This window comes from Bradyrhizobium sp. AUGA SZCCT0283 (assembly GCF_018130385.1).
In the GTDB taxonomy this organism is placed as follows: domain Bacteria; phylum Pseudomonadota; class Alphaproteobacteria; order Rhizobiales; family Xanthobacteraceae; genus Bradyrhizobium.
Genome location: NZ_JAFCLU010000006.1, coordinates 68,086 through 89,882 on the forward strand (window position 1 = coordinate 68,086; position 21,797 = coordinate 89,882).

At 64.4% G+C, this 21,797-nt stretch carries 20 protein-coding genes; 12 read left to right on the forward strand and 8 right to left on the reverse strand.

The genetic code is table 11. The features are described 5' to 3' along the window. Positions 1–174 precede the first annotated feature (174 nt). The 7 genes from JQ624_RS10770 to JQ624_RS10800 all read left to right on the forward strand — a co-directional run bounded on the left by JQ624_RS10770 (position 175) and on the right by JQ624_RS10800 (position 7,599). A complete protein-coding gene (locus JQ624_RS10770) occupies positions 175–732 on the forward strand; it encodes an HNH endonuclease (protein ID WP_212418862.1) in 558 nt (185 codons plus the stop codon). A 165-nt stretch (positions 733–897) separates the two neighbouring features. After that, the gene (locus tag JQ624_RS10775; protein ID WP_249129686.1) at positions 898–2,097 is read left to right on the forward strand and encodes an APC family permease; all 1,200 of its coding nucleotides are present in this window, start codon (positions 898–900) and stop codon (positions 2,095–2,097) included. A gap of 203 nt (positions 2,098–2,300) precedes the next feature. After that, positions 2,301–3,818 carry an AMP-binding protein gene (locus JQ624_RS10780; protein ID WP_212418864.1) on the forward strand — a complete coding sequence of 506 codons (1,518 nt, stop codon included), beginning with the start codon at positions 2,301–2,303 and terminating at the stop codon, positions 3,816–3,818. A gap of 118 nt (positions 3,819–3,936) precedes the next feature. Continuing rightward, positions 3,937–5,001 carry a DUF2252 family protein gene (locus JQ624_RS10785; RefSeq protein WP_212418865.1) on the forward strand — a complete coding sequence of 355 codons (1,065 nt, stop codon included), beginning with the start codon at positions 3,937–3,939 and terminating at the stop codon, positions 4,999–5,001. 164 nt (positions 5,002–5,165) lie between these two features. Then, on the forward strand, positions 5,166–6,137 hold the full coding sequence (locus tag JQ624_RS10790; protein WP_212418866.1) for a S1C family serine protease: 972 nt from the start codon (positions 5,166–5,168) through the stop codon (positions 6,135–6,137). Between the two features lie 63 nt (positions 6,138–6,200). Beyond that, a complete protein-coding gene (locus tag JQ624_RS10795; protein WP_212418867.1) occupies positions 6,201–7,274 on the forward strand; it encodes a phospholipase in 1,074 nt (357 codons plus the stop codon). Positions 7,275–7,392: 118 nt separating this feature from the next. Further along, a complete protein-coding gene (locus JQ624_RS10800; protein WP_212418868.1) occupies positions 7,393–7,599 on the forward strand; it encodes a hypothetical protein in 207 nt (68 codons plus the stop codon). A gap of 60 nt (positions 7,600–7,659) precedes the next feature. Here JQ624_RS10800 and JQ624_RS10805 read toward each other — a convergent pair whose 3' ends face one another. From JQ624_RS10805 to JQ624_RS10820, 4 genes are all read right to left on the reverse strand, one after another. Continuing rightward, positions 7,660–8,331 carry a DsbA family protein gene (locus tag JQ624_RS10805; protein WP_212418869.1) on the reverse strand — a complete coding sequence of 224 codons (672 nt, stop codon included), beginning with the start codon at positions 8,329–8,331 and terminating at the stop codon, positions 7,660–7,662. A gap of 30 nt (positions 8,332–8,361) precedes the next feature. Continuing rightward, positions 8,362–9,147 carry a sulfite exporter TauE/SafE family protein gene (locus JQ624_RS10810; RefSeq protein ID WP_212419029.1) on the reverse strand — a complete coding sequence of 262 codons (786 nt, stop codon included), beginning with the start codon at positions 9,145–9,147 and terminating at the stop codon, positions 8,362–8,364. 90 nt (positions 9,148–9,237) lie between these two features. Further along, on the reverse strand, positions 9,238–9,714 hold the full coding sequence (locus tag JQ624_RS10815) for a PaaI family thioesterase (protein ID WP_212418870.1): 477 nt from the start codon (positions 9,712–9,714) through the stop codon (positions 9,238–9,240). A gap of 5 nt (positions 9,715–9,719) precedes the next feature. Then, positions 9,720–10,145, reverse strand: coding sequence for a thioesterase family protein (locus JQ624_RS10820; RefSeq protein WP_212418871.1), 426 nt, complete (start codon positions 10,143–10,145; stop codon positions 9,720–9,722). A 97-nt stretch (positions 10,146–10,242) separates the two neighbouring features. Here JQ624_RS10820 and JQ624_RS10825 point away from each other — a divergent pair, with 97 nt between their 5' ends. Further along, on the forward strand, positions 10,243–10,809 hold the full coding sequence (locus JQ624_RS10825; protein WP_212418872.1) for a TetR/AcrR family transcriptional regulator: 567 nt from the start codon (positions 10,243–10,245) through the stop codon (positions 10,807–10,809). 41 nt (positions 10,810–10,850) lie between these two features. Here JQ624_RS10825 and JQ624_RS10830 read toward each other — a convergent pair whose 3' ends face one another. Continuing rightward, a complete protein-coding gene (locus tag JQ624_RS10830) occupies positions 10,851–11,345 on the reverse strand; it encodes a hypothetical protein (RefSeq protein ID WP_212418873.1) in 495 nt (164 codons plus the stop codon). Between the two features lie 177 nt (positions 11,346–11,522). Between JQ624_RS10830 and JQ624_RS10835 the strand changes: the two genes are divergently transcribed. The 3 genes from JQ624_RS10835 (at position 11,523) to JQ624_RS10845 (ending at position 14,718) form a co-directional block, all read left to right on the forward strand. Continuing rightward, complete coding sequence (locus tag JQ624_RS10835; RefSeq protein WP_212418874.1) at positions 11,523–11,789, forward strand: PsiF family protein; 267 nt, start codon at positions 11,523–11,525, stop codon at positions 11,787–11,789. Positions 11,790–11,932: 143 nt separating this feature from the next. Then, a complete protein-coding gene (locus JQ624_RS10840; RefSeq protein WP_409334314.1) occupies positions 11,933–13,018 on the forward strand; it encodes an AbrB family transcriptional regulator in 1,086 nt (361 codons plus the stop codon). 806 nt (positions 13,019–13,824) lie between these two features. Further along, a complete protein-coding gene (locus tag JQ624_RS10845; protein WP_212418875.1) occupies positions 13,825–14,718 on the forward strand; it encodes a LysR family transcriptional regulator in 894 nt (297 codons plus the stop codon). Between the two features lie 22 nt (positions 14,719–14,740). Here JQ624_RS10845 and JQ624_RS10850 read toward each other — a convergent pair whose 3' ends face one another. Then, on the reverse strand, positions 14,741–16,165 hold the full coding sequence (locus JQ624_RS10850; protein WP_212418876.1) for an FAD-binding protein: 1,425 nt from the start codon (positions 16,163–16,165) through the stop codon (positions 14,741–14,743). A gap of 285 nt (positions 16,166–16,450) precedes the next feature. Between JQ624_RS10850 and JQ624_RS10855 the strand changes: the two genes are divergently transcribed. After that, complete coding sequence (locus JQ624_RS10855) at positions 16,451–17,602, forward strand: DJ-1/PfpI family protein (RefSeq protein WP_212418877.1); 1,152 nt, start codon at positions 16,451–16,453, stop codon at positions 17,600–17,602. Positions 17,603–17,710: 108 nt separating this feature from the next. Here the strand turns inward: JQ624_RS10855 and JQ624_RS10860 are convergent, their stop codons facing one another. Next, entirely contained in the window at positions 17,711–18,793 is a 1,083-nt protein-coding gene (locus JQ624_RS10860; RefSeq protein ID WP_212418878.1) for a zinc-binding dehydrogenase, read from the reverse strand. A 39-nt stretch (positions 18,794–18,832) separates the two neighbouring features. Next, a complete protein-coding gene (locus tag JQ624_RS10865; protein WP_212418879.1) occupies positions 18,833–21,706 on the reverse strand; it encodes an autotransporter domain-containing protein in 2,874 nt (957 codons plus the stop codon). Positions 21,707–21,797 lie beyond the last annotated feature (91 nt).

Consider the following 21,797-nt stretch of genomic DNA (forward strand, 5'->3'; position numbering starts at 1 on the left):
CTGAACAATGCCTGTCGGTCCGGTTTAGCGGTCTTCACGGCCATGTTGCAAATCCGGGCGGAACGGTGGCAGCGGCGGATAAGCCCCGGAACGCTCTTCACAATCCCGTCACGCTGCCTGTAGTATGCAAGGCGCATGCTGCTTCGCAGCTAACATGGGGGTCAGGAGCGTTACTTGAACGCACATGTCTCGCAAGGCGGTTGGCCGGTATTGGTGCTGAACGCGGATTTCCGGCCGCTGAGTTACTACCCGCTGTCTCTCTGGTCGTGGCAGGACGCGATCAAGGCGGTGTTTCTCGATCGCGTCAACATCGTTGAGCATTACGATCGCGCGGTGCACAGCCCGAGCTTCGAGATCCAGCTTCCGAGCGTGGTGTCGCTGAAGTCGTTCGTCAAACCGACCACGCATCCCGCCTTCACCCGGTTCAACGTCTTCCTGCGCGACCGCTTCGTCTGCCAGTACTGCCACGCGCATGACGACCTCACCTTCGATCACATCATCCCGCGCAGCAAGGGCGGCCAGACCACCTGGGAAAACGTGGTCGCCGCCTGCTCGCCGTGCAATCTGCGCAAGGGCAATCTGACGCCGCAGCAGGCGCGGATGTTTCCGCGGCAAGCGCCATTCGCGCCAACGGTGCATCAATTGCATCGCAACGGGCGATTGTTTCCGCCGAACTATCTGCACGATAGCTGGCTGGATTATCTTTATTGGGACACCGAGCTGGATCCGTAAGACGATTATCGCGGATCGCCCGACAGCAACCGCCGTCCGATGGGTTCTCCCGAAACCAACGCTTCCCATTTGTTCTCGCATTGACGAGCGACCATGCAAGACGCGAGAACCGATGCAGACGGTCAGAGACTGTTTTCCGAGAATATACGACCTAATCGCCCACAATTGATCAGATCGCTCACGCTGACGCACGCCGTTCTCTACGGGCTCGGCGTGACGATCGGCGCCGGAATCTATGTGCTCGTGGGAGCGGCCGCCGGACGGAGCGGCATGCACGCGCCGTTGGCGTTTATTGCCGCCGCGTTCGTCATGGGATTGACCGCGGCGTCGTTTGCCGAGTTGGGCACCCGGATGCCGGTCGCGGCGAGCGAGGCCGCTTACGTCCAGGCCGCATTCAATAGGAAATGGCTCAGCGGTGCGGTGGGATTGCTCGTCGTCGGCGCTGCCGCCATTTCTGGAGCAACCATAAGTGTTGGGAGCGCCGGATACCTCGGTGTATTCATTCCGCTTCCAGCGTCCTACATCATCGCCGCCGTCGTGGTGACAATGGGCGCCATTGCGTGCCTCTCCGCCGTGCAGTCGATCAGCTTTGCGGGATTGATGACGGTGGTTGAAATTGGCGGGCTGCTGCTCATCGTTGCAGCGAGTCTCTTCGACAGCGGTCCCCTGATCTCGCGATTGCCGGAACTATGGCCTGCCGTCGACGATCTGACGGCCTGGACCGGCGTCGCGCAAACGACCCTGCTTGCCGTATTTGCGTTCATCGGCTTCGAGCATCTGGTGAACATTTCCGAGGAAATGAAGAATCCACGGCGCACGTTGCCCTGGGCTCTGTTCATCACGCTCGCGGTCACCGCGGTTCTGTATGCCTCGGTGGCCTGGATCGCCGTTACCGCCGTGCCGCCGGCGGAGCTGGCGAGATCGTCGGCCCCTCTTGCGCTGGTCTTTCAGCGCTTGACCGGACTTCCGCTGCACGTGCTGAGCGCAATCGCAATCGTCGCGACCGTCAACGGAATCATCGTCCATATGATCATGATCGGGCGCGTGCTCTATGGCCTCGCTGGTCAGGGAAATCTTCCATCATTCCTCGCGACGGTAAATCGCAGGAGCGGCGCGCCGGTTATCGCGACCGGCTTCGGGATTGCGGCCATCCTGATACTGGCGCTCGGTGTCCCTCTGACGGGACTGGCCGAATGGACGTCGCGGCTTACGCTCGGAATCTTTGCGTTCGTAAATCTCGCTCTCATCCGGATCAAGGCCACGGAGGCGACGCCCCCGTCGGGTGTGTTCCTCGTGCCGATGTGGGTTCCGGTGGTGGGATTGGCAACCAGCATCTTGTTGATCCTTGTCGACCTCCACGCATAGCTGCTGGCGGCATTCAAAGACCTCCAGCTCATCCACCTGCTGACTGGAATAATCTTCACGCGAGTGGCTATCGTCCGCGCCGCGGGGCGGCATCAGTAGCGCAGGCAAGCTGTCTCTTCACTCCCCTTCGCAATTCTGTCACGATAGCTTTGAGACACCCGCAGAAACACAAGAGCGGCATCAACGCCCCAACGGAAACGCCCATGCTCATTCCCATCGCTGACGTGCCACGCTGGTATGCCGAACGGAAACCGAAAGACACGATTGCGGTCAGTCATGGCGCCGATGCCATCACCTGGGAGCAGCTCGAGCGCAACGCCAACCGACGCGCGCGCGCCTTCGCTGCCAAGGGTGTGAAGCCCGGCGATTTCGTCGCCATCGGGCTACCCAACAGCAATGTGTTTTTCGAGACCACCTTTGCGGTGTGGAAATGCGGCGCGACGCCGACGTCGCTGACCTGGCGGCTGCCGCGCGGCGAAGCCGCAGCCGTGCTCGACATTCTCAAGCCGTCGCTGGTGGTCGGCGGCCAGCCGGACTGGAGCGCGCCCAATTCACTGCCCGCCGATTTCGTGCCGGACGGCTTCTCCGACGAACCAATCGACAACCCGGTGGCGCGCTACTGGAAGGCGATGACCAGCGGCGGCTCGACCGGCCGGCCGAAAGTGATCCTCGATCACAAGCCCGCCGTGGTCGATACCGCCGGACCGGCGGCGCTCGGCATGCCACTCGGCGCTTCCCTGCTCAATCCCGGCCCGCTCTACCACAACGCCCCCTTCATCGTTTCGCACACCGCGCTGTTCAACGGCGGACGCGTCACCGGCCTCGTCAAATTCGACGCCGAGGAATGCTTGCGCCTGATCGAGGCCAGCCGGGTACAGTGGGTTAATTTCGTGCCCACCATAATGCACCGGATCTGGGTGCTGCCCGACGCGGTGCGCAACCGCTACGACTTGTCGAGCCTGCAGGTCGTGTTTCACATGGCCGCGCCGATGCCGCCATGGCTGAAGGAAAAATGGATCGAGTGGCTGGGGCCCGAGCGCATCTACGAACTCTATGGCGGTACCGAAGCACAGGGCGCCACGATCATATCGGGCGTTGAATGGCTCGAACACCGCGGCTCGGTCGGCAAGATCGGCGAGACCGCGCGTTTGCGCATTATCGGCGAAGACGGCAACGAGGTCGCCACCGGCGAGACCGGCGAAATCTATTTCCTGCCCAATGACGGCGCGGGCTCTACTTATCACTATCTCGGCGCCGAGCCGAAGCGCCGCGCCGACGGCTGGGAATCGCTCGGCGACATCGGAAGGCTGGATGCGGAAGGCTATCTTTATCTCGGCGATCGCCTCGCCGACATGATCCTGCGCGGCGGTGCGAACATCTATCCGGCGGAAGTCGAGGCCGCGGTGACGGAACATCCCGAGGTGCGCTCCTGTGTCGTCGTCGGACTCCCCGATCCGGAATTCGGTCAGCGCGTGCACGCGATCCTCGAACTCGACGGCAGCACGGACGCGCAGGCCGTTGCCGACGGCATGGCCGCGTTCCTGGCCGACCGGCTCAGCCGCTACAAGCACCCGGAAAGCTTTGAGGCCGTCACCGTCGGCCTGCGTGACGATTCCGGCAAGGTCCGCCGCACCTTGCTGCGCGACGAACGCGCAGGCTGGCTCAGGGATAACCGCGATTTCCGGATCATGCCGTCCCGCGCACGCGCCAAGGCGGATTGAAGCCGGATTGAAGGCGGCGGTAGACTCCCTTCCGCGAGGTTTTACAGCCACACATCCAGCGGTAGGATGCCTTGATCGGCGTGCCGAATGGCGAGCGGCCGAACCGTAAGGGGCTGCAATGTCATTCCGCAAGGACAACAGGGATTACGAGGCCTGGCTGGCCAAGCAGTGCGACATCGTCAAAAACGACATCGCCTACAAGCACCGCCGGATGAAAAAGAGTCCCTTCATCTTCTTGCGGGCGACCTATTTCCGCTGGGCCAGAAAAATCGGCGACTGGTGCCCGCAGCTGATGGACGCACCGCAGCTGCTTGCGATCGGTGATCTGCATCTGGAGAATTTCGGGACCTGGCGCGACGCCGACGGGCGTCTGGTCTGGGGCGTCAACGACTTCGATGAAGCCGCCGTGATGCCCTATGTGCTCGATCTGGTCCGGCTTGTGACCAGCATTCAGCTTGCGCCGCATCCGGCGATCGACCCCAGGCACGCCGCCAACGCCGTGCTCAAGGGCTATCGCGAGGGCCTCGAAGACCCACAGCCGACCCTGCTTTTCGAGGGCCAAACTTGGTTGCGACCCTATGCCGAGCCCGCGAAAGGCAAGCCGAAGAAATTCTGGAACGACGTCGATAGCTATAAGGAATACGCGCCGCCGCCCAGAATCGCCAGGGCGCTGATCGAAAGCCTGCCCAACGGCACAGACAAAGAGAGCATTCGATTGTGCCGCCTGCTCCATAAGGGTGGCGGCAGCCTCGGACGGCCGCGCTACGTTGCGGTCGGCTATTGGCGCGGCGGCCAGGTGTTACGTGAGGCCAAGGCGCTGGTGCCCTCGGCGTGGTATTGGGCCAACGATCCGGGAAAGTCCCGGAAATCGAATTTCCTTGCGTTGGCAAGCAGCCGATATCGCGCGCCGGATCCGTTTCTCGACGCGCGCCATCAATTCGTCTTTCGGCGCATCGCTGCCGATTCCCAAAAGATCGAACTGGGCGCTGACGCCGGCAAGAAAATGCACCTCAATCTGCTCCGGGCGATGGGTTTCGACGTGGCGTCGGTCCACGCGGCTGGTTCAGTGCCGATCAAGGCGCTGCAGGCCGACCTTGGGAAACGCCCGCGCGGCTGGTTGAATGCCGCCGCAGAGATTGCGGTTGATAAGGTCAAGCGCGATTATCGGGAATGGCGGAACTAACGCCGCTTCCATCGGTGCGCAAAGCGCAAACTGCGCTCAATCTGCGATCTCGATCCGTGGCCATTTCGCTGATATAATCCGGCAAAATTGTCGCTGACAGGACCGCGATCTATTCGGGTTGCGCGGCGTTGGTGGTGGACGCGCAACCGTATGGGAGACCCTTCATGCCCTCTTTGACCGAATGGAGAGTGCCGCCCGCAAACCAGCCGCGTCCGGGCGACTACGCATTCGACCTCGACAAAGCCCTGTCGTCGGTGGTCGGGCTGCATTCCATCATCCCGCCTGACGCCTTCAGCGCCGAGACGCTCGGCACCGAACGCGCCGGCAATGGCGTCGTAATCGATGACGGGCTGGTGCTGACGATCGGCTATCTGATCACCGAAGCCGAAGCGGTGTGGCTGCATCGCGGCGACGGCCGCGTGGTGGAAGGCCACGCGCTCGGCTTCGATTTCGAATCCGGCTTCGGCCTGGTGCAGGCGCTCGGCGACCTCGATCTCGAGCCGCTGCCGCTCGGCTCTTCCGCCGCCGCCCAGATCGGCGATCGTGTGGTGGTCGGCGGCGCCGGCGGGCGCACGCGCTCGGTCGCCAGCCAGATCGCGGCCAAGCAGGAATTCGCCGGCTATTGGGAGTACCTGCTGGATGAGGCGATCTTCACCCATCCCGCGCATCCCAATTGGGGCGGCACCGGGCTGATCTCGAGCCGCGGCGAACTGATCGGCATCGGCTCGCTGCAGCTCGAACGCGAGCGCGAGGGCAAGGCCGAGCATGTCAACATGATCGTGCCGATCGATCTGCTGAAGCCGGTGCTCGACGACATCAGGAAGTTCGGCCGCGTCAACAAGCCGGCACGGCCGTGGCTCGGCATGTACACCACCGAAATCGACAACCGCGTCGTGGTGGTCGGCATCGCCAGCAAGGGGCCGGCCGCGCGCGCCGAGCTCAAGACCGGCGATGTCATCCTCGCAGTCAACGGCGACAAGATCGCCAGCCAGACCGGCTTCTACCGGAAACTCTGGTCGCTCGGCGCCGCCGGGGTCGACGTGCCGCTCACCGTCTACCATGAGGGCGTCACTTTCGACGTGGTGCTGAGTTCGACCGATCGCGCCAAGCTGTTGAAGGCGCCAAGGCTGCACTGAACCAAGGCTTCATTGAATTAAGGCTGCATTGAGCAAGCCTCCATTGGAAGCAGAGTATGCCCGATGAGCCAGGCCGTGGTGGACGACATCGTGGCCGTGCTGCCGCCGCTGCTGCAGTCGCTCGAAGCGCTCAGCTTCATCGCGCGCTACCTGAACCCGCCGGATTTCGACCGCGTGATGGCAGCGGCGGGCGAGCCGGACGCAGCCTTGCGCGCCGTTCGGCCGCGGCTCGCGCAATGGCCCGCGGATTTCGCTCACATCAGGACGCCGCTCGAAACGGCAAGCGATGCGGCGCTCACTGCGTTCGAAGCCTTGCGCGTCGTGCAAAACGGCCACGGCGATTTCGTCAGCCTGTTTCGCGCGCTGCGTTACGTGCCGCGCGCGCAGGAAGCGCTCTATGCGCTGTCGGCAAGATTGCCGCCCGTGAACCAGTTCTTTATCGATCCCGCGCTGCACGGAGACGCCGATCTCGCGGCGCGGCTGGCGGCGCCGGCCAACGAAAACACCGGCGTCTTCCACAATCAGAACGAGCCCGGCAGCCGCGGCGGCTTCTCGCTCTACGTGCCGGAATATTACACGCCCGACCGCGCTCTTCCGTTGGTGATGGCGCTGCACGGCGGCAGCGGCAATGGCCGCGGCTTCCTCTGGAGCTGGCTGCGCGATGCCCGCAGCCGCGGCGCGATCCTGGTCGCACCAACCGCCACCGGCAACACCTGGGCATTGATGGGCGACGACACCGATACGCCGAACCTGATGCGCATCCTGGAATCCGTGCGGGCGCGCTGGAATGTCGATCCGGGCAGGATGCTGCTGACCGGAATGAGCGACGGCGGCACCTTCTGCTACGTGACGGGTTTCGACAGCGCATCGCCCTTCACCCACCTCGCCCCAGTGTCGGCGACATTTCATCCGCTGATGGCGGAAATGGCCGATGCCGACAGGTTGCGCGGCCTGCCCGTTCATATCGTGCATGGCCGGCTCGACTGGATGTTTCCGGTGCAAGTGGCGCGGCAGACCAGCCAGGCGCTGTCGGCAGCCGGCGCCAAGGTCACCTACCGCGAACTCGACGATCTCAGCCATACCTATCCGCGCGAGATGAACGCGGAGATCCTGCAGTGGCTGGGCAGCGAAGCCTGACCAGATACGACAACTTCCTTCCACCGCAGCGCCGCATTAACGCCCGCAAAGTCGCGTTCGGTGGCGACGGAACCATACCGCGACACCTGCGTTGTGGTCCGAGACGGAGGGATATTCCATGCGGACGTTTGTCGGAATGATTTTGGGTGCGCTGCTGCTGGTTTGCGGCGTCTATGTCTACGATTCCATGCAGACGTCGAGCGTCGCGAACGGCCAGGTCGCCCAGGCCAATCGCACCATCGTCAACTGGGACGTGGCGGCCGCCGACTGGGCCAAGCTGAAGACGCGCGCCCATGAGGATTGGGTCAAGATTTCGTCGAAGTAATTTGCAAGCTGAAATAACACACGCCGTCGTTCCGAACGACGGCGTGTGTTATGACGACTGCTAGTTGCTCTTCTTCGCCTTGCGCGCGTCGGCAATCACCATCTCGAATTGCGCCATGGTCAGGATTCCCGGCACGCGGAACTTGCCGACGATGAAGGACGGCGTGCCCTTGAATCCGAAGGCCACCGCCTGATCGTGGTTGCGGGCGAGGATGGTGTCGATCGACTTGGCGTTGGTCGTGAGGTCACGGTTGAGGCGATCCATGTCGATGCCGGCGCCGGCCAGCAATTCGCGGATGCGCGGTTCGGTCAATTTCGAGCTGACGCCGATCATCGCCTCATGCGCGGCCATGTACTTGCCCTGATACTTCGCCGCCAGCGCCATCCGCGCCGCGAATTTCGAAACCTCGCCAAGGATCGGCCAGTCCTTCAGCACCAGGCGGACCTTGCCGTCGTCCTGAACCACCTGCTGGATCTCGGGCGCGATCTTGCGGCAGTACGGGCAATTGTAGTCGAACCACTCGACGATGTTGATGTCGCCGTCGGGATTGCCGGCCGAGGGTACCTCAGGGTCGCGCAGCACCAGCGCTTCCGTGAGCACGTCGTCGCTGCCTTGCGCGAGCGCCGGTCGCGACGCCGGGCCGAGCAGCGCGGCACCGCCGCCAAGCAAGCCGAGCGCCTTACGCCGTGTGCATCCCGGGTTGGTCCCGGCCGGATTGTTCGATCGCTTCATGTGGGTCTCGCGAAGGGCTGCATCCCCTGTCTACGCCGGAGATAGGGATATGTTACGCGCCAGCATATAGAGCGCCACCGCAATAATGACCACGGCGAACACGATATTGAGCGCGCCGCGGCGCTCGGCGAGGTGCCGCGCCGAACGCGTGCCGGCCAATCCGCCGGCGATGCCGCCCGCGACGAACAGCCCGGCCAATGCCCACGACACCAGCCCGGACCAGGCATAGCTGGCGGCCGTGGTCAGGCCGAACGCGGTCACCGCGACCAGCGAGGAGGAGACCGCGTTCATGATCGGCATGCCGGTCGCCAGCATCAGGGCCGGCACGATCAGGAATCCGCCGCCGATGCCGAAAAATCCGGACATGGTCCCGGTCGCGAGGCCGAGGCCGGCGATGGCCGGCATGTTCGACATCGAGACCTTGACGTCAGGCAGGCCGATGCGCGATCGCGTCTTCAGCATCAGAAGCGCGATCACGATCATCACCAGCGCGAACAGTGCCAGCAGCCGTTGACCGTCCATCATCTTGCCGAGGATCGAGCCGCCGAAGGCGCCGGCCATGCCGGCCGCGGCAAATATCAAAGCAACGGGCCACACCACGGTGCCACCGCGCGCATGGTTGGACAGGTTGATCGCGGCATTGGCAGCCACCGCGATCGCGCTGGTGCCGATCGCGACATGGGGCTCCGCCACGCCGACCACATAGACCATCAGCGGCACCGCGAGAATCGAGCCGCCGCCGCCGACCAGGCCGAGCGAAAACCCGACCAGCATCCCCGACGCCAGTCCCAGCACGCCTTGCGCGGCTGATATGATCAAGATGAAGGACTCAATTGCACAGCCGGACCATAGAAGGATTTTTCACGTCCTGCTATGCTGATAGCATAAGTATGCACTGCAGCACGGTCAGGCCGGTGCGTGCGCTCCGTCCTTGGCGGCACCCTCGCGGGCCGGCAGCGCCATCAGCGTGCCGCTCATGGTTGCGATCAAGATCTCGACCCCGTCATGCGTTGCGTAGGCGCGGGCCTCGCACACTGTCAGGGTGCGGCCGGGCTTGACGACGGTGGCGCGGAAGGCGAAGCGCTCGCCGCGCGCGGGCGCCAGCAGGTTGGTCTTGAATTCCACGGTGAGAATTCCCGTTGCCACCGGCATCAGCGTGAAGGCCGCGATGCCGCAGGCAGTGTCGAGACCTGCGGTGATGATCCCGGCATGGACGAAGCCGTGATGTTGGGTGAGGTCGACGGAATAGTCCATCGCCAGGTCGACCTCGCCCGGCTCCAGCCGCGCGATCGAAATGCCGAGCGTCTTCATCGCCCGCTGCTGCTCGAACGTGTGAATCGCGATTGCGCGGTAATCCGGGTTCTTCGGCTGGAAGCGTGACATGCGGCTCACGCCAACGCCGGTTCGAGGTGCTTTTCAGCCGCGTTACGGATCGCGGGCGCGAACGGCGTCGACTTCCGCGCCTGCCGGTCCATGTGCACGCCGACGAATTCGCAAGCTGCGGCGATCTCGCCGGTTTCGGCGTTGCGCATCTCATGCATGAAGCGGATCGACTTGTCGCGGATTTCCAGCAGCCGGCTCCTGACCTCGACGATGTCGCCGGCCAGCAGCTCGCGCTTGTAGGTGATGGTCTGCTGCACGGCGGCCATGCCGCGGCCGGATTCGCGCAAGTAGGACGGCGTCAGGCCGAGCCGGGCGAACAGGTTCCAGTTCGCCTCGTCGAACTTGCCGACATACCACATGATGTTCATGTGCCCGACATGGTCGCATTGCCAGGGATAGACCGTGCCGCGATAGGTCGCGTCCGTCTCCATCGTTCGCTCCCGCCTTTCTCATTCTGATACGGTAGCGTATCAGGCCGCATTCGGGTTAGCAATACGGTACCGTATCAAGAATCGGTGAGACCGGACCATGGGCGACGCCAAGGCAGATGTGCGCAGCGAGAGCTGGATCGAGGCCGGCTTTGAGGAAATCGCCAGGTCCGGCGTCGAGGGAGTGCGGGTCGAGGTGCTGGCAAAAAACCTCGGCGTCACCAAGGGCGGCTTCTACCGCCGCTTCCGCGACCGCGCGGCTCTGCTCGAGGCCATGCTGCGGCACTGGAGCGAGGGCCGCATCGCCGCGATCGAAAGACACACCAGCCTCGACGGCGCGACCGCGCGCGAGCGGCTGAAGGTGCTGATCGCGCTTTATTCCGAACGGATGAATACCGAAGGCATGGCGGTTGAGCTCGCGATCCGGCAATGGGCCCGGTCCGACGAGCTTGCCGCCAACGCGGTGGCCAGCGTCGACGCCGCGCGGCTGAAGAATGTCGGGCATCTCTACCGCGCGACGGGGCTTCCGGCGGAGGAAGCCGACGCGCAGGCGTTCCTGTTCTACTGCTTCGTGTTCGGCCAGAGCCTGCTGTTTCTCGAGCGCGGCCCGCGCAAGCGCGCGCAACTGGTGGCGAAGTCGGCCGAAACATTGCTCCGCGAATTGTAGGCGCGGCCGAAGCATCCGGCCGCGCCCTTGTGGGTTGCTTCCTAGGCCGCGCCCTTCAGCTTCTTGGAGCATTCGCTGTAATAGCCGCCGCCCTTCTGGATCCACTTCAGCCCGCCATTGGCGTTGGTGGCCTTGTTGGCGTTGTACTGATCCACGCAAGTGTGCATGCGAGCCTTGCCGGCGGTCTCCTTTGAATATTTCGGATCGACGGCGCTCGGATAGACCGCGGGGCCTGACGGTGCAGCAGGCGCCGCAGCTTCCTTGGCTTCCTTCTTGGATTCCTTCTTGGCGGCTTCCTTGGGCGCGGCGGCCGGAGCCGCAGCGGGGGCAGCCGCCGGCGCAGCGGCAGCGTCGGCGCCGCACTGCGCCTTGCGGAAGTCGTTCCACTTCTGCTCGCCCAGCGTGCCGGCGGCTTTCGCCGCCTTGTACTTGGCGCTGCATTCCTGCGCAGTGAGCGCCTGCGCCTGCGACGTCATCGCAAACGCAGCCAAACCCGATGCCGCGATCGCGGCCAGTATTTTTGCTTGAATAGTCATCCCTGGTCTCCTTGGGGCAGTCATCTGCGGCTGCCATCCTAGCGCAACCACCGCTTGCGACAACGCGCGGGACGTTCTTCCGATCAAAATATTGTGGCGGCCCGTTCAGCTTCATTCACCTGTGGTTCAGCATCGCAGCGCGACGGTTGCGCCCTTGTTTTCAATCCGAGGTGCCCCATGACGAAGATCTCCTCCCTTGCCACCGCGACAGCCGTGGCTTCCTTTCTGCTGATGGGCGCAGCGTCCGCACAGACCACGGCTCCGGCCAAGACCGAGGCGACCAAGACCGAAGCCAAGGCGCCGGCGGAAAAGAAGGCCGAGAAACCGCGCACCGCCGCCTCGCTCGAATGTTCGAAGGAAGCCGACGCCAAGGGACTTCACGGCAAGGAACGCAAGAAATTCCGCTCCGAGTGCAAGAAGGCCGCCGCCGAAAAGGCGAAGTAACCACTTAGCCGTCCTGCGCGAGGGCCGTACCGGACCTTCCGCATCTTTTTTGTGACGCCGGCGGACCATCGCCGGCGTCCCCCTGCATTGCTGCAATCGCGTGGCGCATTTGTGCAGCGTATGCGGATTTGCCATAAGGCGGCGTGAGCCTGATCCCCGCCTCGATGTCCTCCGCCATTGCCGACCGCGCCAAAATTTTTGGCACGCTCGAGACGCTCGTCATCGGCGCCGCCGGCGGCCTGCTGTTTCTGTGGCTTAACCTGCCGGGCGGGCTGATTTCCGGCGCGATGGCCGCCGTCGGCATCGCCGCGCTGGCCGGGCGCCCGGTCACCATGCCGCCGATCCTGACCCAGACCGTGCTGGTGCTGCTCGGCATCACGCTGGGCTCGCTGGTGTCGCGGCAACTGATCCAGCACATGAGCGCCTATCCCTTGACCATCGGCCTCCTGGCGCTGGCAACGTTCTGCTCGACCTTCGGCTCCAGCTTCTACCTGCAACGCTTCCACGGCTGGGACCAGACCTCGGCTCTGCTGGCGGGGAGCCCCGGCGCGCTGTCGCAGATTGTCATCCTTGCCGCCGAGAAGGGCGCAGACGTCGCGGGCATTGCCGTGGTGCAGACCGTCCGCGTGATCATTCTCACGGCCGCACTGCCGCTGCTGCTGGCGTTGACCGGAATAGGGCCTTCGGCGTCGCCGACCTTCACGACGGCGATCGCCTCGCCAGCCGGACTGGCCGGGCTGATCGCCGCGTCGGTCGCCGTCGCGCTGATGCTGCGGCTGGTGAGTTTTCCGGCGAGTTGGATGTTCGGCGCCATGATCGCTTCCAGCGTACTGCACGGCACCGGGATGATCGAGGGTGGCCTGCCGCCGTGGATGCGCGGCGTGGCGCTGGTCGGCATCGGCGCCCTGATCGGCACGCGGTTCGCGCGGGTGAAGAAGTCGACACTGCTCAGCCACATCAACGCGGCGCTGGGCTCGTTCGCCATTGCCATCATCATATCCGCCCTCTTCGTCACGGTGATCGTGCTGGCCACAAACGTCCGCTTCGCCGACGTCGTGGTCGCCTTCGCGCCGGGTGCGATGGACGCCATGCTGGCGCTGGCGCTGACGCTGCATATCGATCCGATTTTCGTCGGCGCCCATCATCTGTCGCGCTTCGTGTTCGTCTCGATCACGACGCCCGGCATTGTGCATCTGTTCGGACGTCCGCAGGAGGATGTGGACGATTAGGGTGGCGTTCTCTCTCCACTCGTCATTCCGGGGCGCGCGCCTTGGCGCGAACCCGGAATGACGGCTGGATATGACTTCGCATTCTCGCGGCGCAATTCGCCCGAGGCTTGCTGGAAAACTTCCCGCCCTCGTCGATCAGAGGGCGCAGGGAAGACCGGGTGCTTGCTGCACCCGCGGTCTCGCGTGCGATTTGCGCAAACAAAAGTGCACACGAGCATACAGGGCAGCGGGAGCATTCCGGCCTTCCCTGCGCAATGGCTTTACGGCTTACTTCGTGCTCTTCCCGGAGAACGGCTCTTTTGCCTCCGTCGCCCGGGAGAAGCGTCGCCCCTCCCGGACTTAGCGCCAGCACCGCGGCGCCCGAACCACACGACTTCGCCGTACGCTTCCGGCGCGTACGTCTATCGCGCCATCAGCGTCCATCGCATCTCACCGCACGTTCGTGACGATGGCCAACGCCCCTCATCCGCCGTGAGACGGGCGGAGTTATGCGACTGATTTGCGTGGGAACGAAAGCGGAATATTTTTGCGGGAAGGGCTGGACAGGTTTTGACTGATTTGCCCGTCGTGCCAATTGGTCGCAGGCCACTGCATGAAGTTGCGCTTGCGCGCCAAGCAAATCAGTTCGCAGTGCGTGGCGTGGGCAAAGCGACAGCATGCCCACCATCAAGAAGCGCGCTCGATGATAGATGGTGGGCACGTCGCTCGCGCTCCTTTGCCCACCCTAGGGATCCGCCGGCCTTGCAATTGCGGCTAGTTCAATCCACCTACCCCAAGGGGCGGTATATCAGAAGCGACATATCGAATTGGAACGGTTGGACGATCTCGAAGCCTTTCTGGCCGTCATCGAGAAAGGCAGCCAGGCGGCGGCCTCGCGTCATCTTCGGCGTCCGCTGCAGTCGCTCAACCGGTCGCTGATGGCGCTGGAACGTGCGCTTGGCGTCGAGTTGGTGAAACGCACCACGCGACGATCGGAACCGACCGAAGCCGGACGCGTGTTCTACGAGCGCATCAAGCCGGCGGTTGCGGAGATCATCGCGGCGCGGGCCGAGGCAGCCGATCTGCGCGGCGAAATCTCGGGGTCGTTGAAAGTCGGTGCGCCCATCCTGTTTGCGTCGTCCTATGTGGCGCCGGTCGTCGGCCGTTTTCTAAAGCTCTATCCCAACGTGGACGTCGAGCTCCGGGCCTCCGACGAACAGGTCGATCTCGCTGCGGAAGGCCTCGATGTCGCCGTCCGGATTGGCGACTCCGCCGACGAATCCCTGATCGCGCGCCGATTGCATGCGCTGCGCGTCGTCATCGTCGGCGCGCCATCCTATTTCGCCGAACATCGGCGGCCGCAGCATCCCGGCGATCTCGCGCAGCACGCCTGCATCTTGCGGGCCGGCGCCGAGGTGGTCGACAAATGGCCGTTTCGCATCGACGGCCAGCATCAGTCGGTCAGGGTGCACGGCCGCTTCCGTTCGAACAGCGCCGCATCGATCCGCGCGGCCGCGCGGGAAGGCGCGGGCCTTGCGCGATTGCCGCTATGGCAGGTCGGCGATCTCGTCGCGCAGGGCGCGCTCACGATCGTACTTCCGGAATTCGAAACCGAGGGCATGCCGATCCAGCTCGTATGGCCGCCGACACGGGCGCCGCTGGAACGCGCCCGGCGGTTCGTGGATTTTCTGGCGGGCAGCCTGAAGACCGATCTGCTTTAGCGCCTCGCAAGACACCTGCGCATCAGAACAAATTATAGCCAGGCGCAAGCAGATGTCCGGGATCATAGCGCTGCTTGGCTTCGCGAAGCTGCGGCCAGCCTGATCCGAAATGAGCCGTCCAGTCGTCAGATGACATGGCAAAGGCACCAACCGGATACTGAATGCCGCCGGCTTCGCGAATGCGATCATACAGCATGCGATTTTCCGCGAGCATCCGTTCCGCTGTCGCCGCATCGTTCGATGCCGGGATGCGAATGAGATTGAAGACAAAGACAATGTCTTCCGCCGGCAGCCGGACCAGCGGGGTCCGAAATGCCTTCGTAAACAAGGGATAGAAGGTGATGCGTCCGAACGGACCGACCGCATCGCCCTTCAGGCCGGCCAGAATGCCGGCGGCGAGCCGTTCGGCGTTGCTGCCGCGCAGGAACGTCAGGAACCAGGGCTGCGGATTGGACCACTGGCCTTTGGACCGCAGCAGCGTTTCGAACTTTCCGAACGCCAGCGCATCCTCGCGATAGGTCAGGTCGGTGATGACGGCGGCGCTGCGCTCGTCCGACAGTCCGGACAGCACGGCCTTGTCGTCGGGAGCCGAACCGGTCGCATGATATACCGCACCGTCGAGTTGATACCGCCAGCCGCCGCTTCCGTCGGGAAGGACCGCCCCCTGCAACTGGTCGAAGCGCCCTTCCGTCAGCACGCGCCGCTGGTCCGCCGCCAGCGACGGCAAATCGCGGTAGAATAGCTGAAAGCGACGGACACGCTCCGGCGCGGGCACCAGGCGCAGCGTCGCGCGCGTGACGATGCTGCATTGCCCGAGGCCGGCGCGGGTGCCATCAAAGAGATCCGGATTCTCGGTCGCTGAACAGCTCACCTCTTTCCCCTCGCCCGTCACCACATCCAGCGCGATGACGTTATCGGTTTGCATGCCATGCCGGGACGATGTCGCGCCGATGCCGCCCACCGCGATCGTTCCGCCGACCGAGAGGCCGAGATAGTTGGTCAGCACCGGCGGCGTGAGCGCTAGCGCCAATGTCGCATCCAGCAGATCCCGCCACGTCGCTCCGGCGTCGACCGCGACGCGATCCTGTTGGATATCGCGGATCGCGTTCATCGCGCTCATATCGACCACGATGCCGTCTTCGACCAAGGCACGACCATAGATCGAATGGCCCTGCCCGCGCGCCGCCACCTTGACGCCCTGACCTTTGGCCCAACGCATCAAGCTCACAATGTCCGCACTCGACGCGGGCCTGAGTACGCCGCGCGGCTGCCTGTGAATGAGGCGGCCGAAATCATGGGCCGTTGCGGCGCGAACTTCTGGCTCGAGGCTGACATTGCCGGGAAGAGGCGGACGATCGACCGCTTGCGCCGATGTCGTCAGCTCGCTGGCGAGCGCGGCGGTGACGCCGAGGCCTGCACTCAAAAACATTCGTCGGTCCGATGGCATGAAGCCCTCCTTGTCCAGAGGCCGCGATACTTGTCCGTAAAGCTGCGGCGTCGCATGGCATGAGACAATCGTCGCCGCGCCGGAGGGACATTCCCGAAAACCGGGGAGGATCCCATTGCAGCGGTCGCCGTTGATGCCCAATGAGCGCAGCGCGATGGAACTCGCCGCGGCGCTTTCTCGACGCATGACCGTTTTCGCCGGATTTACGTCATTTCAGACGGATCGTGGCGGCAGTAGAACGGAAGTCGATTGACTCGATTGAAATGAGTGAGGCGCGAGCCAACCATGAATTCGCGACGTCTATTGTGGAGCGCGCTCGGCGCCATCGTGCTTTTTGCCGTGATCGCCGGGGCCTGGATTTTCTCGCTGCCGCCAGCGCCAGCCGTCGCGGCCCCGCCGGCGATCGCGCAGGACGAGCGCGATGCGACGGTCGCGGCGCTGAAGCCGCCGAAGCGGCAGCGCCCGCTGATCGCCATCATCGGCATCAACAACGCTACCGAAACCACCGACTACCTGATGCCTTACGGCATCCTCACGCGCGCCGACGTCGCCGACGTCGTGACGCTGGCAACGGCGCCCGGCCCCGTCACACTGTTTCCGACACTGAAGGTCGAGCCGCAGGCAACCGTCGCGGAGTTCGATGCGCGGCATCCCGATGGGGCGGACTATGTCATCGTCCCCGCCATGAGCCGCGACGACGATCCCGAGGCGCTGCAATGGATCCGGAACCAGTCGGCCAAGAAGGCGATCATCATCGGCGTCTGCGCCGGCGCCAAGGTGGTCGGCGATGCCGGGCTGCTCCATGGCAAGCGCGCGACCACACACTGGTATTCGGTCAAGGAATTGCGCGGCAAGCATCCGACGATGCGCTACGTCGAGGACCGGCGGCTGGTGGTCGATGGCGGCGTGGCGACGACGACCGGCATCTCAGCGTCGATGCCGATGTCGCTGACGCTGATCGAGGCGATTGCCGGACCGGAGAAGGCCAAAGCGGTCGGACGGGATATCGGACTCGCCGATTGGGACGCGCGGCACGAAAGCGATGCGTTCAAGTTCACGCGCCCGTTTGCGCTGACGGCAATCCGCAATACGGCCGCGTTCTGGACGCACGAGCGGCTCGGCATCGAACTCAAGGAAGGCGTCGACGAAGTTTCGCTGGCGCTGGTCGCTGACGCGTGGTCGCGGACCTATCGGTCGCAGGCGGTGACGTTTGCGCGCGCAGCAGGCGCCCAACAAAGCCGCAACGGCATCCGCATCTTGCCCGATGAGGTCGCGACGAGCTGGCCGGCGGAGCGGCGGCTACCATCTGTCGGGGATCGGAAACCAGCGGAAGCGCTGGACAACGCGCTGCAGGGAATTGCAGCGCGCTATGGGACGCGCACCACCGATTTCGTCGCGATGCAGCTCGAGTATCCGAGGCACCGAGCGACGCAGTGACGGTCCGTAGGGTGGGCAAAGCGAAGCGTGTCCACATCAAATGAAAATGTGGATGGATGGTGGGCACGGCGCTGACGCGCCTTTGCCCACCCTACGCACCGACGGTGATCACCGCCACGGCTCGACGATGATCTTGGTGTGCGCTTCCGGATTGGCGAGATCGGCAAAAGCTTTGGCGACACCGTCGATGCCGACGCTGGCGGTCACCATCGAGGCGGCATCGACCTGCCCTTCCGCGATCAGGCGCAAGGAATACGCGAATTCCTCCGGTGTGTAGCCCAGCACATACTGAACGTTGAGTTCCTTGAGGATGCCGAGCATCGGCTCGGAGCGGTCGGTTTCCATGCAGACGCCGACCACGACGATGCGCGCATCGCGCGGCGCGCCCTCGAACACCTGCTGGATCAGGCCGGGAACGCCGACGCATTCGAAGATCAGCGCTGGCTTCAGCGCCGGCAGCAATGCCTGCAGCGGCGGGCGCGCGGCTTTTTCTTCCGGCGACATCTGGGCATGTTCGGCCCAGGTCGCATAAGGCTGCGTGCGTGCAGGGTCCACGACCACGTCGGCGCCGAGCTTTTCGGCGAGCGCGCGGCGTGCCGGCGAATAATCGGCGGCGACGATCGGGTGCAATCCCCTGATCTTCAGCGCCGCGATAACGGCAAGGCCGACCGGCCCGCAGCCGATCACCAGCGGCACCTCGCCGCCCCTGATGTTGGCTTTCGCCACCGCATGCACGCCGACCGCGAGCGGCTCGGTCAGCGCGGCGTGCTCAGCGGCGAGGCCGTTCGGGACTTCCAGCAGCAAGGCTTCGCTGAGCAACATGCGCTCGGCATAGGCGCCGACATTATCGTTGGAGTAGCCGATACCCTGCGGGCCCTCCGCGGTCAGCAAGGCCGGCAGCGAACAAACTTTGGTGCCGGGCTTGAACTTCTGCGTCGTGCCCGGACCATAGTCCAGCACCTCGCAGCAGAATTCGTGGCCGAACACGACGTCGCGCGAAAGATCCATCGGCTTGCGGCCGGGAAAATGTTTTGCCAGTTCGACCATGCGGTGCGCGTGCTTGCGCGCGTGCAGGTCGGAGCCACAGATGCCGCAGGCGAGCGACTTGACCAGCACCATGCCTGGGCCCGGCTTGGGTTCAGGCATTTCGTCGACGACAATTTCCCCGTTGCGGAAAATGGCTGCGCGCATGGTTCCTCCCGTGATTTTTGTTCACCTTAGCACGGAGGTTCACCACGAATAGCGCGCAACGCCCTTGCCGGCGTAGGAATTGGTGACGCTGGAGAACTGGCCTTCGAAGATGGCCGCCGCTGACCAGCCGTTCAGCCATTTCATCTCGGCCGCGCCGGTGATAAGCGCCGAATCATGCGCCTGCGCCGCGCCGTTGACGACGAAGGCCGCGCCCGGCAGCGTCTGGAACAAGGCCGTGACGTTGCGGTCGGTGTTGAAATCATGCGCCCAGGCGGCGCGGCCGCGCAGGGTCAGGATGCCGCTCGGCACAGCAAACGACTTGTCGGTGCGAACGCCGAGTTCGGTGCGCGAGGCCGTAACGTCCTTGGCCGCATAGTTCAGCGCAAACGTGCCGGCGCCCGCCAGCACCTGCTCGGCATAGGCCGGCAGGCTGTAGGTCGTGAACTGGCCGGCGGCATAGGGCGTGATGCCCATCCAGGGCGTCACATAGCGGTAGCCGCCCTCGATGCGGCCGGACCAGGCGTTGGCGTTGAACTGGGCGCGCAGCCGCTCGAAGCCCGCCACCGTGACCGTGCGTTCGGTCGTCACGTCCTGCCAGCCATAGGCCGCCGCCGCGGTGACGTAGGCCTTACCGATGTTGTGGCGCACGAAGGCGCCGGCCTGGAACAGATCCGAGCGCCCGGAGCCGAAACCGGAAACACTGAAATTGGTGCCGCCGCCGGCAAGCGCAAAACCGGCCAGCGTGTCGCGCGAGAGGCGATAGTCGGCGCCAACCGCAAAACCGAACGCGCGCGCGGTCGCGTCGTTCGATCCGAGCGCGGCGTTGCCTGAGGTGTTGCTGCCGCCGCCGAAAGCGGAGCCCCAGACGCTCCAGCGCTGATCGAACAGGTCGTTGCGCGCGACATCCGCCTTGGTCGGGAATTTGGCAAAGGCGTCGCGCGCGGCGCGGGGCTTCTTCGCGGCATAGCCAAGCGCGCTCTCTTCAGCGAACGGGACAGCGCCGGCATTGCCACCGAAGCCGCCATTGCGGCCCGCCACGAACGGATCTGAGATCAGCGAGAGGAACAGATTCATGGCGTCGAAGGTGCCCTGCTGCGATCCCGTCGCCAACTCGCCAGAGACCTGCGTCAGGCCGGCCGGCGAGAGCGAGGCGAAGCCGACCGGGATGCCGCCGGTGGTGTTGAAGAAATTGGTCAGCGCGTTGGCGACGTTCTGCTGGTTGAGGTTGAGGCCGCCGCCATAGTTCAGCGCGAAGTTCAGATAGACGTTGTTGGTGTCGTAGCTGAGGCTCGGGTTCAGGTTGGACGAAACGCCAGAAACCACCGGGTTGAACGTGTCGGGCACGCCGCCGGTTGCGGTCAGGATCGTATAGTGCTTCGCCACCGTGCCGATCGGAACGACCACGACGGTGGCGCCGCCAAGGGTCGCCACACCGGTGACCCGGGTCAGATCGCTGCTCGTACCCGAAATCTCGACCATGTAGCTCGAGGCCGCCGAGAACGTCAGGCTTCCCGCCACGTTGAAGGTGCCGGTCGAATTACCCGGCGCCAACGTACCGCCATTGACGATGATATTGTCGACGGTGCCGATGCCGCCGAGCGTGCCGCCGGCATGGACGGTGACGAGGCCATTGATGACGCCATTCACCGCGAGCGTGCCGCCAACGACGTTCCAGTTCTGCGCGCCGGTGCCGGTGACGGTCCAGTTCGAGCTGTCGACCTTGTTGAAGGTCGAGAAGCCGTCATATTGCTGGCCGGCGCCGATCAGGCTGAGGTTGAAGGTGTCCTTGCCGGTGCCGCCGAGCTGGAACGTGTCGGTGCCGTTGCCGAGCACGAGACCATTGATGACGCTGCCCGGGCCGAGCGTCAGCGTGCTGTTGCCGCAACCGCAGAGTTCGATCGCTGCAAAACCGGTCGCGGCATTGATTGTGCCTGAATTGAAAACGGTGCCGGTGCCCTGAAGTAGAATGCCAATGCCGGTTCCACCCGCGCCGACGTTGATCGTTCCCGTGTTGATGACGCTATTGCTGCCGCCGAAACTGGAGACGTCGATGCCGACGGCGAAGCCGCCCCCGACGGTGATGGTGCCGCTGTTGGTGATGGTGTTGGAATCGCCGAGCACGACGATGCCGAAGGCATCGTCGCCGAGCAGGATGCGGCCGCTGTTGTTGATCGTGCCGGACGAACCGTTATAGGCGACGCCGGCGCTTCCGACGCCGCCATTGACGGTGCCGAGATGGGTGATCAGGGCGCGGTCGCCCTGCGCCGAGATCCCGGCGGCGTTGTCGGCAACATTGATCACCCCGTTGCTCGTGATCAGCGCATCATCGCCAAACACGTCAATCCCGACGCCGAAAGCGCCCACGTTGATCGTGCCGGCATTGTTGACGATGGCGCGATTGCCCTGCATCAGGATGCCATCGGCCTGGCCGGCCGTAATGGTCGCGCCGGCAAAGTTGCTCACGGTGTTATCGTCATTGATGGCGACGATGGCGGCCGCTAGCCCGGCCGCGTCGCCGATCGTCATGGCGCCCGCATTCGTCACGGTGCTGTTGCCGGCGGCAAAGATTCCCGAGCCGCCGTCGCCGACGGTGATGACGCCGGAGGCGGCGTTGACAATCGTGTTGTTCACGCCGGCGAAGATGCCGGTGCTTGATGGCCCGGCGGCAAGCGTGCCGCTATTGGTAACCGTGTTGAAGTCGTTGACGCCGATGATCACGCCACCGCCGCCATCGCTGACGGCCGCCCCGGACAACACGTTGACGGTGAGATTGTTGACGCCGCCGCCGGCCTGGAAGCCGCCCGGGGTGTTGCCGCTGCAGGTGACGGTCTGGCCGCTCGATGCCGGATCGGGCGCGCATGCCGCGTTCGCGGGCGCCGCCGACAGGCACAGGCCAACGAGAAATCCCGACATCGCGACTGCCCGCGCAGCCGTATTCCGGCGGCGTCGGCCCTGCGCCGACGGTAGCAACTGAAAATGCAACGCCCGAACCCCATTCCCCGGC